This is a genomic window from Aminiphilus circumscriptus DSM 16581 (assembly GCF_000526375.1).
GTDB classification, from domain to species: domain Bacteria; phylum Synergistota; class Synergistia; order Synergistales; family Aminiphilaceae; genus Aminiphilus; species Aminiphilus circumscriptus.
Window position 1 is genome coordinate 981143 of sequence record NZ_JAFY01000002.1, and the last position, 15957, is coordinate 997099.

The 15957-nt window shown below is 61.1% G+C and carries 12 protein-coding genes; 10 read left to right on the forward strand and 2 right to left on the reverse strand.

The genetic code is table 11. The annotated features are described in order from the left end of the window. Positions 1-7: 7 nt before the first annotated feature. The 7 genes from K349_RS0105225 (at position 8) to kamA (ending at position 9281) form a co-directional block, all read left to right on the forward strand. On the forward strand, positions 8-1822 hold the full coding sequence (locus K349_RS0105225; RefSeq protein WP_026368788.1) for a hydantoinase B/oxoprolinase family protein: 1815 nt from the start codon (positions 8-10) through the stop codon (positions 1820-1822). A 71-nt stretch (positions 1823-1893) separates the two neighbouring features. Beyond that, complete coding sequence (locus K349_RS0105230; RefSeq protein ID WP_026368789.1) at positions 1894-3180, forward strand: TRAP transporter large permease; 1287 nt, start codon at positions 1894-1896, stop codon at positions 3178-3180. Between the two features lie 98 nt (positions 3181-3278). Beyond that, complete coding sequence (locus K349_RS0105235; RefSeq protein ID WP_026368790.1) at positions 3279-3767, forward strand: TRAP transporter small permease; 489 nt, start codon at positions 3279-3281, stop codon at positions 3765-3767. Positions 3768-3928: 161 nt separating this feature from the next. Further along, positions 3929-4960: a TRAP transporter substrate-binding protein gene (locus tag K349_RS0105240; protein WP_026368791.1), complete on the forward strand. Its 1032-nt coding sequence runs from the start codon at positions 3929-3931 to the stop codon at positions 4958-4960. A 142-nt stretch (positions 4961-5102) separates the two neighbouring features. Next, on the forward strand, positions 5103-6320 hold the full coding sequence (locus K349_RS0105245) for a M20 family metallopeptidase (protein WP_026368792.1): 1218 nt from the start codon (positions 5103-5105) through the stop codon (positions 6318-6320). Between the two features lie 317 nt (positions 6321-6637). Then, positions 6638-7882 (forward strand): M20 family metallopeptidase, encoded by a 1245-nt coding sequence (locus tag K349_RS16475; RefSeq protein WP_026368794.1) that lies wholly within the window; start codon positions 6638-6640, stop codon positions 7880-7882. 118 nt (positions 7883-8000) lie between these two features. Next, positions 8001-9281 (forward strand): lysine 2,3-aminomutase, encoded by a 1281-nt coding sequence (gene kamA, locus K349_RS0105260; RefSeq protein ID WP_026368795.1) that lies wholly within the window; start codon positions 8001-8003, stop codon positions 9279-9281. Between the two features lie 284 nt (positions 9282-9565). Here kamA and K349_RS0105265 read toward each other — a convergent pair whose 3' ends face one another. Next, entirely contained in the window at positions 9566-10762 is a 1197-nt protein-coding gene (locus tag K349_RS0105265; RefSeq protein ID WP_211240326.1) for an aminotransferase class V-fold PLP-dependent enzyme, read from the reverse strand. Between the two features lie 207 nt (positions 10763-10969). Next, entirely contained in the window at positions 10970-11503 is a 534-nt protein-coding gene (locus tag K349_RS0105270; protein WP_026368797.1) for a GNAT family N-acetyltransferase, read from the reverse strand. Between the two features lie 249 nt (positions 11504-11752). Here K349_RS0105270 and K349_RS16480 point away from each other — a divergent pair, with 249 nt between their 5' ends. The 3 genes from K349_RS16480 (at position 11753) to K349_RS0105290 (ending at position 15957) form a co-directional block, all read left to right on the forward strand. Beyond that, a complete protein-coding gene (locus K349_RS16480; RefSeq protein WP_026368798.1) occupies positions 11753-13174 on the forward strand; it encodes a vWA domain-containing protein in 1422 nt (473 codons plus the stop codon). Positions 13175-13246: 72 nt separating this feature from the next. Continuing rightward, entirely contained in the window at positions 13247-15253 is a 2007-nt protein-coding gene (locus K349_RS17815; RefSeq protein WP_026368799.1) for a sensor histidine kinase, read from the forward strand. Then, on the forward strand, positions 15250-15957 hold the full coding sequence (locus K349_RS0105290) for a response regulator transcription factor (protein WP_026368800.1): 708 nt from the start codon (positions 15250-15252) through the stop codon (positions 15955-15957). Before K349_RS17815 ends, K349_RS0105290 begins: the two co-directional genes overlap by 4 nt.

The window sequence follows — 15957 nt, forward strand, 5'->3', positions numbered from 1 at the left end:
ACAGAACGTGGCCAACGCGATTCTTCTGGAAGTGATGAACAACGCATTTCGCTCCATCGCAGAACAGATGTCCGCCGCCATGATCCGGAGCAGCTATTCCACGATCGTGAAGGAAATGCGGGACTGTTCGTCCTCAATCTTCGACAGGGATGGCCGATTGCTTGCGGAGGGGGCGAATATCCCGATTCACCTGAATTGCCTCGGCCCTGCCCTGAACACGGTGCTGACGAAGTTCTTTCCGAAGGAGACGCTCAGTCCCGGTGACCTGATCGTCACCAATCATCCCTACGCGGGCGGTGCCTCCCTGGGAAGTCACCATACCAAGGATCTCATCATGGTGGCGCCCATTTTCTTCAAGGGACTCGAACTCGTCGGCTTTTCCGTCACCATGCTGCATCATCGGGACATTGGTGGCACCTGGACCGGGGACTCCTGGACCGTTGAGATCTGGCAGGAAGGGCTCCTCCTCGAACCGGTGAAGCTCTTCGAAAAGGGGAAAAGAAACGAGGCGGTGTGGAACATCATCCTCAACAACACGCGAGTTCCCCGGGATATGAAGGGAGATCTTCTCGCCCAGGTCTCGGGATGCCAGATGGGCATCCAGGGTTTCAACGATCTTGTGGAGAAGTATGGCCTTCTGGTGGTGCAGGAGACGGTCGAGGAGCTGCTGGACTATTCGGAGCGGCTGACGAGAAAGGCGATCGAAGGGATTCCCGACGGGGTCTACACCCACGAAGAGCTGCTCCTCGACGACGGCTACAAGGGCGGTCCCTATCGACTGAAGGTCGCGGCCCGTGTCGAAGGGAGCAACATTACCCTGGACTTCACAGGGACGGATCCCCAGGTCAGGGGGCCCATCAATTCGCCTCTTTCCGCCACCATTTCCGCTGCCTACTACACCATGCGAGGACTGACGGACCCGTCGATCCCGACGAATCAGGGATGTCAGCGTCCGATTCGGGTCGTCGCGCCTGAGGGGACGCTGGTGAACTGCACCATGCCCAACGGCTGCTTTCAGCGGATGGTAACGGCTCACGTGCTGGTGGATCTCATCATTGGTGCCCTTGGCAACGCGATTCCCCGGAAGGTCATGGCCGACTCCTGCGGTTGTCTCTACGATTTTTGCTCCGCCGTCAACATGGAGACTCACCCCAGGGGTGGGGAGGTAGGGCATCGCCAGTACTGGGGCGAGATCGTTCCCGGCGGACTGGGGGCACGGCCGGGAAAAGACGGCATCTCCGTCATGTCCTGCCACGTGACGAACTGCCCTGTTCCTCCCGTGGAAGCCCAGGAGATCGAAGCTCCGGTGCTTTTTCTGGAACGTTCCCTCCTGCCCGATTCAGGAGGAGCGGGGCAGTATCGGGGTGGCCTGGCTCAACGAAGGCGATGGAAGGTGCTTGGTCACGAGGCACAATTCTTTCACACCTCCCAGAAGTCCAAAGTCCCTCCCCAGGGCATGGCGGGGGGAATGCCCGGCAAACCCGGAAAATGGATCGTCAACGAGGGCACGGAGAAGGAGCACGTCCTTGAGTATGCCATGGGTGACGTGACCTTTCTGGACTACGGGGATACCGTGACCTGCGTCACCCCGGGCGGCGGCGGATACGGCGATCCCCTGGATCGGGATCTTGCGGCTCTGCGGAAAGACTTGAAGGGTGGTTACCTCTCTTCCGAAGAGGCGAGGGAACAGTACGGAGTCGTTTTCGGACCGAAGGGCGATCTGGACGAGGAAGCCACGGAGAAACGGCGGCGGATCCTGCGGAAGCAACGGAGGAGAGACACGGCGGTGGAAGGCTCTGCGGGTGTGGTTCCGGTCCGGTAGGAACGAATGGCTCCAGGGGAGTCCCCTGGAGCCATTCCGACGCTTCCGAACAAGGAAAGAAGGTGTCAGCCATGATCGGTCTTTTCTCCATCGCCCTCTTTCTCGTTCTCATTCTGCTGCGGGCACCCGTGGCCTCGTCCTTGGGATTCACCGCCTTCGTCAGCGTCTTCCTGGCGGGATATCCCGTGGAAGTCCTGATCATGACGCTGCAGAATACCGTGGAGAACGTGAACTATCTGGCCATCGTTCTCTTCATCCTGGTCGGAAACGTGGCCAACGCCACGAAACTGAGCGAGCGGATCTTCGGATTCGCCACGGACATGGTGGGACATATTCGGGGAGGACTTGCCCAGGCGAACATCCTGGCGAGCATGGTCTTCGCGGGCATGTCCGGCTCGGGCATCGCCGACTGCGCCGGTCTGGGCATCATTGAAATGAAGGCCATGACGGAGTACGGCTACAAGAGGGATTTCAGCGCCGCCGTCACCGCCGCCTCCGCCGTGGTCGGTCCCATCATTCCCCCGAGCATCAGCCTGGTCATCTATGGAGTGCTCGCCAATCAATCCATTTCGAAGATCCTTCTCGGGGGGTTGGTGCCGGGTATTTTCATCGGTGTCTCCCTCATGGCTGTGGTTTACTACCTGAGCGTGACGGGAAAGGTCCATTCTCCCCTCGTGCCGCGCCTTACCTACAGGGAGAAGGCGCGCTCCTTCGGGCGCAATCTCTCCGCGCTCTTCGCCCCGGTCATCCTTCTCAGCGGTTTTGCCTTTGGCGTCATCAGCCCGAGCGAGGCGGGCGCTCTGGCGCTGCTTTACATCGTCCTCCTCGCTCTCGTGCGACGGGAGGCGACTCTGAAGGAACTGTGGCACGAGGGATTCGCCAAGAGTCTCGTCTCCATCGCCCAGGTCATGTTCATTCTGGCCGCCGCGTCCGCCTTCACCTGGGTGTTGAGCAGGGAACGGGTCTACGTGGACCTGGCGAACTGGATCATCGCGTTTTGCGGAGGGAATAAATATTTCTTCTGGATCTTCGTGAACGTGTTCTATCTCCTCAACGGTTGTTTCATTCCGAGCATCGCCACGTTGATCATCACCATTCCCATCTTCCTGCCCCTGTTGCCCGTCTTCGGCATCGATCCGATTCATTTCGGAGTGGTCATTGTCTTCAACGACATGATTGGCATGGTCACGCCTCCGGTGGGATCGGGCATCTTCGTCATGCTCAGCGTGGGCAAGGTGAAATACAACGAACTGGTCCGTTCGCTCGTCCCTTTCGTCGTCACGCTTTTCGTCGCTCTTGTCGTACTGGTTCTCGTTCCTTCCATCACCACGTTCCTGCCGAACCTGATTTTCCGATAGGGAGGCCCGGAGCGTTTCCCGGAGGAGGTCGCGTACGCCGATTGCGCCCGAGACGGAGCAGAGAGGTATTCTGAACCGAAGGAGGTGGACGAAAGAGCATGAAAGGATTTTTCCGGATTACCGATCACCTTGCTCGCGGCGCCTTCGTCGTTGCCGTCGCAGCCCTGGCGGGAGTGTTCGTTCTCGACTGCTTCCGCATCGTGAGCAGGTACTTTTTCGGCATGCCCCAGAACTGGGTTCCGGGCATGCTTGCACTCCTGACCAACTGGGCGGTCTTTCTGGGAGTCGGATGGTATCTCTACGTTCGGGAGACCATTGTCATCGATTATTTCTACGAGAAGTGGCTGTCGCCTTCGTGGCGCCGACGGGTGGATGTTCTCACGTCCCTGGTTGTGGTCGCCTTTGCGGTGTTGGCGATTCGCTACGGATGGAACGTCTATCTCCGGGGCGATCACCAGAGTTCTCTTTCCACGCTACCCCTGGCATACAAGTGGTATACGCTCCCCTTTGTGCTAGGGATGCTCCTGGGGCTGATCGGAACGATCAAGTTTCTGGTGTTGAAACCGGAAAGAGAAGGGACGGCGTAAGGAGGTTTTCCCGGAGAGGCGCGGGAATATGCGCGCCTTTTCCCCGATGGTGCGGGGAGGCGACGGAGCGGAACGAGAGGACATGTTTCCGCTTTGCGATGTTCCACCGGTGCTCGTGGGTCGTTGGAAGGTCTTTCGGAACGGGACAAGGAGGGAAAAACATGAAGAGGAGCGGTTCGTTTTTGTTTTTCGGCGTTCTGATACTGTCGTTGGTTTTGACGCTGCCTTTCTCGGGTGTGGCCTGGGCCAAGGCAGAGTTCGAGATCAGTATGGCGACGAAGATGGGTCCTCAGAGCCCGGAGTTCAAGGCATTCGAGCGATTCGTCGAGCTTGTGAAAGAGAAGAGCGAAGGCAAGGCCGAGGTGAAGATCTTCGGTTCCGAAATTCTCGGCACGGATGAGACCGTATTTAAAAGCATGAACATGGGTGCCGTGGATCTCATCGCCGACACGCTTGTTCTGGGCGCTCGGGTGTACGTTCCCCGCATCGACTATTTCACACCTCCCTTCGTCTACGACGATTTCGAACATTTCGTTCGTTTCCTGAAGAGCGAGTACGCTCAGGAAGTCTTCAAAGAACTGGAGGAGAAGGCCGGTGTCATCTATCTCAACACGGAGTGGACCTGGCGAAGAGGACCCTTCCGGGTCATTTGCACTAAGAAACCCCTCGAGTCCTGGAATGATCTGAAGGGGCTGAAACTTCGCTTCTATCCCTCGGATCTCGAAATCAAGGTGTGGGAGTACCTCGGAACGGTCCCCACGGTGATCGCCTGGTCCGAAACCTATCTTGCCCTGCAGCAGGGACTCGTGGAGTCCGTCACGGCTCCGGTCACGCTCGTGAACGACACGAAGTTCGCGGAAGTGGCACCCTACATCACAAAAACCGACGAATATCCCCAGACTATCGCGTTTTACATGAACAAGAACAAGTTCTTTACGCTTCCCGAGGCAATTCGCAATGCTCTTGTGGAGGCCTGCAACGAAGCGGGTGCGGAATACGTCCGAGGTCTCGACGCCACGGCGGCGGCGATTCTCAAGGAGGCCGAAACGGAATACAAGGCGACCTTCGTTGACATGGACAGAAAACCGCTTATCGAGAAAGCGCAAGGTTTCTACGAAAAAGCGGAAAAAGAAGGATTGATGCCGAAGGAGTTCTGGGACGTCATTGCCGCCATCGAGGCCGCCAGAAAATAGAATTGTTGCGTTGCATTGCCAAAAGACTCCCCGCATACTAGGATGGATAAAAGTGCATTGTATCTAAGTCGCTTTTGAAAGGTGTGCACCGAGGGGGGGAGCCTCCCCCCTCGGTTTCTTCTGGAAGAAAGGAGGAGTGCAGGTGAAAGAACGAGAGGAGCGCATGTCGGAGCGGCTGTTTGCCGCGACCGGTACCGACGAGGCGATGGAATTGACCGCCCGGCTCATTCGTATCCCCAGTCACTGGGAAGTTCCGGAGAAAGAAGTCGAGGTGGTGCGGGCCATTGTCGCCTTTCTCGAGGCAGAGCGGATTCCCTACGAACTTCAGAGGGTCGAGGGTGAGCGGTACAACGTGATCGCCCGCATTCACGGAGCGGGATCAGGGAGAAGCCTTGCCCTGGTGGGACATCTCGACACGGTTCCTCCCTTCGACATGACCGTGCCCCCCTTCGACGGTCTCAGGCAGGAGAATCGCCTCTACGGACGGGGCGCGGTGGACATGAAGGGTCCCGTAGCGACCATGCTTCTCACTCTTGCCGCCTTCGCCCGCACCGGTATTGTGCCCGAGGGAGATCTCTGCTTCGCCGGAGTCCTCGCGGAGGAGACCAACAGTGACGGGTGCGAGACCCTCGTCGCCTCGGGATTTCGCACGGACGGGGCCATTGTGGGAGAGCCTTCGGCGGGGGAGTACTCCATCGGCCACCGGGGTCTGGAGTGGATCGAGGTGGAGTTTTTCGGGAAACGGGCGCATGGGGCCATTCCCGAAGCCGGGGTGAACGCCATCGTTCATGCCGCATCCTTCGTGAAGTGTGTCCAGGAAAGAATCGTTCCCGAACTGCGCCGGCGGACGCACCCCGCCATGGGGCAGTCGGTGATGAACTTTGGCACCATCAACGGCGGAACGCAGCCGAGCACCGTGGCGGATCGCTGTCTGATCCGGCTGGATCGGCGTTATCTTCCCGATGAGAGCGTTGAGAGCATCCTCGCCGAATATCAGGCGATTCTCGACGACCTTGCCCGGGAGGATCCTACTTTCAAGGCGGAACTGCGGAGAATGCCCGAGAACCTCATGCGCATCTATGATCATGTTCCTCTGGAGACGTCGCCGGAGGATCCTCTGGTGACGACCCTGCTCTCGGTCCTGGAGGATGTGAGGGGCATGCCTCCCTCTCTGTCGACGCGGCGCGGTTGGACCGATGCGGCCCTTCTGAGTCGGTACGGACGTATTCCCACCGTGGTTTACGGACCGGGGAATATCTCCCGCTCGCACACGGCGGAGGAATACATCACCGCCGAGGAACTCGCGGAAGGACTTCGCGCTTACCTGCTGCTCGCTCTCCGGTACTGCGGGGCGCGTTGACAAGGCGGAGTGGAAGTGGCAAGATGTATGCAATTCGTGCTTGCCGTGCGGCTTGTTCCCCGAGGGGTGTCTTTGTTTGTTCGGGAGCGTTTCTTCGCTGGTGAAATCTGTCGCGGCATCGTGAGAAATCGGCAAAAATCCTGGGGCTTGACGCGACGGAAAGGTTTTGGCTCGTGTGGAGAAGGAAGCGGAACGAAAGAAGATTCTTCCGCAGGAAACGCGCTTCCGACACATGGAAGAATGCGGAGCCTTTTGAAGGACCTGATGGTTTTCGAGGCCGGGATCCGTCCGAAGACGTGAAAGGATCTGAGACGACGATGGGTGCTTTGAGAAGATCTTTCGCCGAAGAGGTTCGGGCCTGTGCGGACGATGGAGAAATCGTGGCTCTCGCGGGGAAGCTGGTGTCGATTCCGAGTTGCCATGGCTTGCCGAAGCCAGAGGAGGAAATTGCTTCCTTTCTGCACGGATTCCTGCGTGAAAACGGAGTGGAAAGCTGTCTCGTTCCCCTGGGCGAAGGACACTGGAACGTTCTCGCCTCCATCGGAGGCAAGGGCGGAGGAACGGACCCCTGGAACGGCGGCGAGGCGGGACTCCTCCTGAACGGACATCTCGACACGGTGGGCGTGGACGGCATGGAGGGCGATCCCTTCAGCGGTGCCGTGGTGAACGGTATGCTCTCCGGAAGAGGTTCCGTGGACATGAAGGGGGCTGTGGCAGCCATGGTCATGGCGCTTGTGGCGTTGCGCCGCTCCGGTGTGCGTTTGTCGAAGCCGCTCCTTTTTTCCGCGGTGGCCGACGAGGAGTGGTGGAGCACGGGAACGCGGGCGCTTCTGGAGAGCGGTGTCCGGGCGCGCTACGCTATCGTTGGGGAGCCCACGCAGCTTGAGATTCACCACGGACATCGAGGGCTCGAATGGCTCGAAATCCGCGTACAGGGACGCTATGCCCACGGCGGTGCGCCCGAACGGGGCATCAATGCCATCGTGAAAATGAACGCCGTCGTGACGGCCCTGACGGAGAGGCTTCTTCCCCAAATCGCGCAGCGGGTGCATCCCATCGCGGGACCGGCGACGCTCAACCTCGGGCGTATCGAGGGAGGGCTCCAGCCGAGCACCGTGGCGGGAAGCTGTCTTCTTCAGCTTGACCGGAGATGGATCCCCGGAGAGTCCTCGAAGGGTGTCACGGCGGAGATCGCGGAACTGCTGGAGGACCTTTCCGGAAAGGATCCGGACTTTTTTGCCCAAGTGGTTCCCATGCGGGATCGGGAGGTCCATCCCGGTGACAACCCGCCTCTCTGTACGGACCCGTCGTCTCCGCTTGTGCAGTCCCTTGTGGCGTTCATGACCGAGCGTCGCGGCGGATCCCGGCTCGGACTGTTTCCCGCCTGGAGCGACGGGGGACTTCTCAGCGAGGCGGGAATCGAGACGGTGGTGTTCGGGCCGGGAGATCTCGCCCTGGCGCATTCCATGAACGAGGTCTGTCCTGTTGCGGATATCCTCGATGCCTGCGACGGCTACATCGCTGCGGCAGTGGAGCTTTGTGGCGCGCGAGGTGCCGCATGATCCGTTGTTGTGCACATGCGTGGGGTAGAAAAGGAACGGAGCACGCCCGTGCGGGGGACGTTCCATGGAGTGGTCGGACAGTGCGGAGAGACGGTCCGACCGGAAGGGGGTAATTCGCATGAGGGAGTATCGAAGCGTCGAACTGTGGAAGGATGTCGCTCCGGAACAGTGGAACGACTGGAAGTGGCAGGTTGCCAACCGGATCACCACGGTGGAACAGCTCCGGAAGGTGCTGCCCCTCACGGATGACGAGGCGAAGGTCATCGAGCAGAGCCTGAACAAGCTCCGCATGGCCATCACGCCCTATTACGCCTCGCTCATCGATCCGGCAAACCCCGAGGACCCCATCCGGAAACAGGCGGTGCCCACGCTCAAGGAGACGCACATTGCCGCCACGGATTTGGAGGATCCTCTCCACGAGGACATCGATTCTCCCGCGCCCGGGCTGACGCACCGCTATCCCGACCGGGGCATTCTCATGCTCACGGATCAGTGCTCCATGTACTGTCGTCACTGCACACGGCGGCGCAAGGCGGGGGAGACGGACAAGGCCTACACGAAGGAGTATCTCAAGCCCGCCATCGACTATCTTCGAAAGACTCCTACATTCCGGGACATCCTCTTCACCGGCGGCGATCCTTTCCTCGTGAGCGACGAGCTGATCGACTGGGTGCTCGGTGAAGTGCGCCGGATTCCCCATATCGAGATCGTCCGCTTCGGCTCCCGGACGCCGGTGGTCATGCCGCAGCGCATCACCGACGATCTCTGCTCGATTCTCAGGAAATATCACCCGCTCTGGGTGAACACCCATTTCAATCACCCTCATGAAATCACGCCGGAATCACGGAAAGCCTGCGAAAAACTCGCCGACGCGGGTATTCCCCTGGGAAACCAGTCCGTGCTCCTCAAGGGCGTCAACGACTGCCCCTACACGTTCCGGGAACTGAACCAGAAACTGCTCACCCTGCGGGTCCGCCCCTACTACATCTACCAGTGCGACCTCTCCACGGGGATCGAGCATTTCCGCACCTCCGTGGCGAAGGGTATCGAGATCATGGAATACCTTCGGGGACACACCTCCGGTCTGGCCGTTCCCTACTTCATCGTGGACGCGCCGGGTGGCGGCGGCAAGATCCCCGTTCTTCCCAACTATGTCGTCTCCATGTCGGACAAACGGGTGGTCCTGCGCAACTACGAGGGCGTGATCTGCACCTACACGGAACCGGAGGACAAGATCAGCCATTGTCCCGAGGGGTGTGAGGCCTACTGCGAGCGGCAGAAGAAATATTCCCGGGAAGGGCTCATCCAGCTTTTGGAGGGGGAGAAGATCTCCATCGAACCGTCTCACCTGGCCCGGAGGGACCGGGCGGCACACCGGGGGTGCGATGGCAAGCACTGAGAATGGTAGTGTCTGCGACGTCCCCTTTTTGACTCTGGAGAGGGTTTGAGGGAAACGGGCGGATGTGACGTTGAAGCAAAAACAGCACGGAAGGCCGCGCTCAAGGGCGCGGCCTTCCGCATTTCCGAATAAGCCCGGCTTACGACACGAAGGCGGGAACGAGAACGTGAACACTTGTGGCGGCGGAGGGGGCTGCGTTCTCCCATTCGCTCCCTGAGCCGAAGATTTGTCCTTCGACGGAAAAGGACCGCTCGGCCCGGCGAAAAGGCTCCGTCCCCGTTCGGTCAGCGTGCGAAAAGGTTCCGGATTGCCTCGATCAGCGCGTCCGCGTCCTCTTCCGTGTTGTAGCCCTGAACGGAGAGGCGGACGAAGAGACGATTTCCGTGGGAGGTCACGGGGACTTCGATGCGGAAACGGTCGAACAACGTCTCTTTCAGTCGGTCCGGGTCCGTCGGTGGAACGGGAAGGACGACCATCTGGCCGAAATCGTTTTCTCCGCAGACCGGGGACAGGCCCGTCAGGTCGCAGACGCGCCGGAGTGTTTCCGCCGCGAGCGCGTGACACGTCCGGCGCACTGTCTCCCAGCCGTGCTGTTCCTGGAAGGAAATGGCCGCGGGAACGGAGAGAAAGGGCGCGATGTCGCGCGTGCCCTGCCATTGAAGGCGGCGCTCCAGCACGGTGGAGCCCGTGTAGGCGTCGAAGCCTGTGTGCCCTGAAACATGGTCGCTGTAGCCCCAGCTCACCACGGTGGCGTCGATCGTTTCGTGGTGTTCGGGACGAACGTAGAGGAAGGCCGAACCCTTGGGAGCGCAGAGCCATTTGTGGCAGTTGCCCGTGTAGAAATCAGCGCCGAGGGTGTCGAGATCCAGCGGGATGTGGCCGGGAGCGTGGGCGCCGTCGATGAGGGTGAGGATGCCCGCTTCCCGCGCACGGTGGCAGAGTTCCGCCAGGGGAAAGATCAGGGCCGTGGTGGAGGTGATGTGGCTCAGGTAGAGCATCCGTGTCCGGGGAGTGACCTCAGCCCAGATGCGTTCGGCGAACTCCTCCGCCCGAAAGGGCAGGGGGATCGTCACGGGGAGATAGCGGGCGCCGGTGCGGCGGCAGACGTGACGCCACGTGTTGTCGCAGGCGCCGTACTCGTGATCGGTGGTGAGAATCTCGTCCCCCGGCATCAGAGCGAGCGACCGGGCCACGGTGTTGACGCCGCTGGTGGCGTTTGTGACGTAGACCAGATTTTCGGGCCGGGTTCCGACGTAGCGGGTGAGCACCTCTCGCGATTGTCGGAGCAGCTCGGCGGAGCGGCGCCCCAGAAACTCCACGGGGTTTTTTTCCATCGTTCGCTGCCATTCCTGGAAGACGGCGAAAACCTCCTTCGGACAGGCGCCGAAGGAGCCGTGGTTCAGAAAGATCAGTGAAGGATCGAGGTGAAAAAGCTCCTTCATTGCAGGTGTGTTGCTGCAGGAGTCGCCGAGAACGGTCATGTCGTTTCTGCTCCTTTTCGTGGAGTATGTCCGGGCGGAACGCCCGGCCCGTACAAGAACTCTTTTCGCCGTTGGAAGCGTGCAAATGGTACGTGCTTCATGCTCATGCGACGGATCGCCTTCCCGAAATAGCTTCCGGTTGCGTGCGGCGCGGAGAACAAGGGCGTGTTTTTCACACTGTCCGGCGCTTTCCAGAGGTCCGTTGTGTCAGGATCGCATGCTCTGTGACGGGAGGCTCCCCGGAACGTAGAGCAGGATTTCCGCGCCCTCGGGCGTGGGCGGAAGTGCTTTTTCGAAACGGAGTCCCAGCTTTTCGAGCAGGTGAATGGACGTGGCGTTGTCCTTCGAAACGATGGCCACGATTTTTTCGAGACCGAGCGTCCCATAGCCGTAGCCCAGGGTGGCGTCGGCGGCTTCGAAGCCGAACCCCTTTCCCTCGAATTCGGGGAGGAAGGCGAGACCGAGATCCACATCTTCCAGCGTGTCCCGCTTCAGCAAACCACAGATGCCGATGGGAGTACACGCCTCTCGAAGCTCCACCAGAAAGAGGCCGAAGCCGTGACGTCCGTAACTCGCGAGAGGCCCTTCCTCGATGTAGCGGCGGGCGTCCTCTTCCGTGCGGACTCCCTTGTCTCCGATGAAGCGGAGAAACGACGGCTGATTGAGCAGTCGGACGATGAACGCCGCGTCGTCGGTCGTCATGCGGCGAAGTGCGAGCCGTGCCGTTTCGATGAGAAACATGAAGGATCATCCTTTCGACATGTCGGTTTCTGTCCGGTCCATGCCTGCGTTCTTTCCGGCCTGGTCGGAGACATCCATCTCCGGTCGTGCCGCCCGCTCCCCACCGCGGTGCCCTCGCGGGGATCGCGTTCCGCATCGGGCGGAATCCTGGGATGTGCTCATAGTTTACATCCTCGTGACAAGCTTCTGACATGGCCATGACACATCCTCCCGTTCTCGGGCGTACCCTTTTCCCGGGAGGTGAGGGGTATGAAGGGAAAAGGTTTTCTGCGGTTCGGGTTGGGTTTGGGGGTGGCGGCGGTGCTGGCGGTCTTTGCCGGAAATCCCGGCGCGGTTTTTGCGGAAGAGACTGTTCCGGTTTGTTTTGAGGTACAGCCGGACACGCCGGTGGTGGAGAGTGGAAGCGGGCGGCGGGTGATCGTGCGGGCCCTGGTGCGGTCCGATGGAAGCGTGAAAAGCAGGCGGGCGCCGCTGGCGGTGGCGCTCGTGCTGGACAAGTCGGGGTCTATGGCGTCGGACCGCAAGATGGAAAACGCCAAGATCGGAGCGATGGAGGTGCTTCGGATGCTCCTGCCGAGCGATGCGGTGACCGTGGTGGCCTACGACGACGAAGCCCGGGTCCTGTTCCCCGGAAGGGAAGTCGGCAGGGGAGCGGAGGACACACGGCTGTCCCGGTCGATCCGTCGTCTGCAGCCCGGCGGCTCCACGGCCTTGTACGATGGCGTGCTCACCGGGGCAGAGGAGCTGCGATCCTTCGTGGAGGAGGGGTTTCTTCCCCGGATTCTTCTTCTGTCGGACGGCATCGCCAACGTAGGCCCCTCGTCTGCGGAGGAACTGGCCCGGCTCGGAAGAAAACTTGCCCGGGAGGAGATGACCATCACCACCATCGGGCTCGGGCTGGATTACAATGAAGACCTGATGACCGCCCTTGCGGCGGCGAGTGGAGGCAATGCCTACTTTGCCCGGCACGCGGAGATGCTTCCGGATATCTTCGCCCGGGACATGCAGGACGCGGTGACCGTGACGGCGAGGAAGGTGAGGCTTCGGCTCCGGTGCGCCGACGGTGTGCGTCCGCTGGGGATTCTCGGACGGGAGGGGACGCGGGATGCGGTGAGCATGGAAACGGTCATCGACAACTTGTACGCCACGGGCGAGAAATACGCCCTCTTCGAGCTTGAGCTGCCCCGGGGCGAGGCAGGAACGGTCCTTGACGCCGCGACGGTGGAGCTTGAGTATGTGGATGCGACCACGGGCGCTTCCCGCCGGATGACGCTGCCTGTGAAAGTGACCTTCACGAAGGACGCGAAAGAAGTGGCAGCGAACCTGGACCGCAACATTCTGGCCCAGGCGGAACTTGCGAAGAACGCCGAAGTCCGTGAGGAGGCCATCCGTCTCGTCGACGAGGGGCGCGCCGGAGACGCCGCGGACCTACTGAAGAAGCGCAAGGGAGTGCTGAGCGCTCTGCTTCCGAGCGTCGGCGCCGCCGCACCGATGATGGAAAAGGAGGCGGGTTTCTTCGAGGAACTTGCGGAGAACCTTCTCTCCATGGGAAGCCTTTCTTCCTACGAGCGCAAGCATGTCATGAACGAGGCCTACGTGCAGAAAAACCAGCAGGCACCGCTGAACCTCAGCGACGACGTGAGCGGTGATGTGAGCCCGGACCTGCACTGATTTCCGTCCGGGTCGGAAGGCGGTAAGAGCATGGCGAGAATGGGGCAAAGGCGAAGGAGGTTCTCTCTGGCGGTGGTGTTTGTACTGGCCGTACTGGGGCCCAGTGTCGGATTGAGCCTGCTTGCCCTCCGTGCGGCGAGCCGAGAGGCCCTTTTCGTGGAACGGCGTTTCGAAGGCTCGCTGCTCGCCGAGGTGAACCACGCTGCGGCCCGGATTGCCGAGGTCCTCCAGGTCGTGATGGAGGACCTCGCCGCCGAAGCGGAACGGATTGATTCCGACGTGGCGGCCCTTGCCCGCTGGAAGAAAGAAGAACCATTGGTGAGCGTACCTTTTCTGCTGCAGGATGGTCGCGTCACGATTTCCGATGCCGAGGGTGACGGAGGGGCTGCATTTCTCGCCACCTTCGGTCCTTTCCTGGAGGGGAGGTCGAATCTGCCGGTCTACGACGACATTGCCGACGTGTACCGGAAACAGATGCGGGCTGATGTTTCGGATGGGGACGGCGTTTCCGCCGGTGCCGTCCCGTTTCCGTACGACACGCCGGGGCGCAGGAACGATGGAGGAAAAGGGCAGGAAAGCGCCGCCCACGAGGAAACCGAAGGGGCGGAATTTCTCCTGGCTCCGGCGAGGGAATCGCTGTCCACCGCCGGAAAGACGGAAGCTCCCGTTTTCGAGGCGTTTGCTCCCGATCCGAGGGCAAAAATGGTCGCTCCGAAAGGTTTTGTGCAACAGCTGGTGTCGGGGTTCCTGAAAAACGACGCGGCGGTGGAGGAGGAGACCTACCAGAAGGCCGTTCGGGAAGGGTTTCAGATGCTGGAGAGAAATGTTCTTCCCCAGGCGGCGCTGCAGGCTCCGGCGCTCTTCATGGAGCGTGCAGCGCCGGTTCGTTCCAAGACGGTCGTTCAGGGGCGTCTCTTCGCCGATCTCCGGCGGGAAGGGCCGAGCGGCATCCTCCCCCGTCTTTCCGACGAAGGGTTGGAACTGCTCTTCTGGACACGGGGGCGAGAGAAGGACGGCGTGACGGGCTGCACGCTCAACATGCACCTTCTTCGGGAGCGTTTCGTCGCCGCGCTGCCGGAGATTCTTTCGGACGTGCGGGTGCTCACGGTGCTGAACGAGGCGGGAGAGCCCCTTTTCGTTCCCCCCGGAGCGGGCGGGCTGGAGTGGAAAAAACCCTTCGTGGCCCGGGAGATTTCGTCCCTGTTGCCCCGCTGGGAGGTGGGGGCCTGGCTCGTCGATCCCGGCATGATCGCTTCTCTGGCGCGGACGACGAACCTCGCGGTCTGGCTTCTCGTGGCGGTCCTCCTCGTCACCGTCGCGACGGGAGGGACCGTGGTGCTCCGCACACTCTCCGCGGAGATGCGGCTGGCGCGGCAGAAAACCACCTTTGTGGCCAACGTCTCCCATGAGCTGAAAACACCTCTCACCTCGATCCGGCTTTTCGCGGAGATGCTGCTGCAACACCGCCAGCCCGACGAGGCACGGCGCGACGACTATCTCCGTACCATGGTGTCCGAGGCGGAGCGCCTTTCCAGGTTGGTGGACAATGTGCTCACCTTTTCCCGACGTGACGCGGACAACCCGGACTGTATCAAAGAACGGTTGAATCTGGCGGAGCTGGTGCGGGAGACGGTGGAACAGCTCCGTCCCCATCTGATCCTGCATGGTTTTTCGCTCCGGGTGGAAGCGCCGGAGATGCTGCCCGTTCAGGGACACGCGGAAGGGTTGCGGCAGGTGCTGATGAACCTGCTCTCCAACGCCGAGAAATACTCCGAGGGTTGTCGCGAAGTGACGGTCATCGTATGCTCCGAAGGAGACGAGGCAGTGGTGGAGGTGGCGGACCGGGGCGTCGGCGTGCCGCCCTCCCAGGCGGCGCGGATTTTCGAGGAATTCTACCGGGGCGACGATTCGCTGACCTCCACGCGGCGGGGAACGGGGCTCGGGCTTTCCATCGCACGGCACATCGCCCGCAAACACGGCGGCGACGTGACCTTCAGGCCGAGGGACGGAGGCGGCAGTGTCTTTTCCCTGCGGATACCAGCGGGGAATGACGCGACGCGGAAGGGAGCGGGGGCGTGAACGAGCGCATTCTGGTGGTGGAGGACGATCCGGCGATCTGCACGGGGCTCGTTGATCTGCTGCGAAGCGAGGGGTACGAGGTGGAGAGAGCCCGGGACGGGGTGGGCGCTCTCGAACGCTTTCGTTCCTTTTGCCCCGACCTGGTGCTTCTGGACATCATGATCCCTCGCATGAGCGGCTACGATGTGTGCCGTTCCATTCGAAAAGAGGACCGGGTCACTCCGGTGGTGATGCTCACCGCCAAGGGGCAGGAAGTGGACAAGGTGGTCGGACTGGAGCTGGGGGCTGACGATTATGTGGTGAAACCCTTCGGCATCTCGGAACTGCTCGCTCGGGTACGGTCGGCCCTGCGTCGGGGGGCACTCGCGAAGACCGCATCGGGAGAACGCGCAGCGGAGATCTCCGAGGTTTCCTTCGGGGACGTGCGGATCGATTTCAACGGCATGTGCGGCATCAAAGGCAATGTGCACTTCCCGCTGACGCCGAAGGAAGCGGCATTGCTGCGTTTTCTCTTCGTCCACGAGGGCAGGGTGCTCGACCGCGCCACCCTGCTCGATCACGTGTGGGGCATTTCCTGCGACGTCACCACCCGCACGGTGGATCAGCATGTGGTGCGCCTGCGGCAGAAGATCGAGGACGATCCCGCGGAACCCCGCTTTCTCGTCACCGTCCATGGGGCGGGATACCGGTTCTCCCGTTCCTGA

Excerpts from the sequence above, each read along its gene's own strand:
- K349_RS0105230 (WP_026368789.1), top strand. The coding sequence starts at position 1,894 with ATGATCGGTCTTTTCTCCATCGCCCTCTTTCTCGTTCTCATTCTGCTG.
- K349_RS0105235 (WP_026368790.1), top strand. The coding sequence starts at position 3,279 with ATGAAAGGATTTTTCCGGATTACCGATCACCTTGCTCGCGGCGCCTTC.
- K349_RS0105240 (WP_026368791.1), top strand. The coding sequence starts at position 3,929 with ATGAAGAGGAGCGGTTCGTTTTTGTTTTTCGGCGTTCTGATACTGTCG.
- K349_RS16475 (WP_026368794.1), top strand. The coding sequence starts at position 6,638 with ATGGGTGCTTTGAGAAGATCTTTCGCCGAAGAGGTTCGGGCCTGTGCG.
- kamA (WP_026368795.1), top strand. The coding sequence starts at position 8,001 with ATGAGGGAGTATCGAAGCGTCGAACTGTGGAAGGATGTCGCTCCGGAA.
- K349_RS0105265 (WP_211240326.1), bottom strand. The coding sequence starts at position 10,762 with ATGACCGTTCTCGGCGACTCCTGCAGCAACACACCTGCAATGAAGGAG.
- K349_RS0105270 (WP_026368797.1), bottom strand. The coding sequence starts at position 11,503 with ATGTTTCTCATCGAAACGGCACGGCTCGCACTTCGCCGCATGACGACC.
- K349_RS16480 (WP_026368798.1), top strand. The coding sequence starts at position 11,753 with ATGAAGGGAAAAGGTTTTCTGCGGTTCGGGTTGGGTTTGGGGGTGGCG.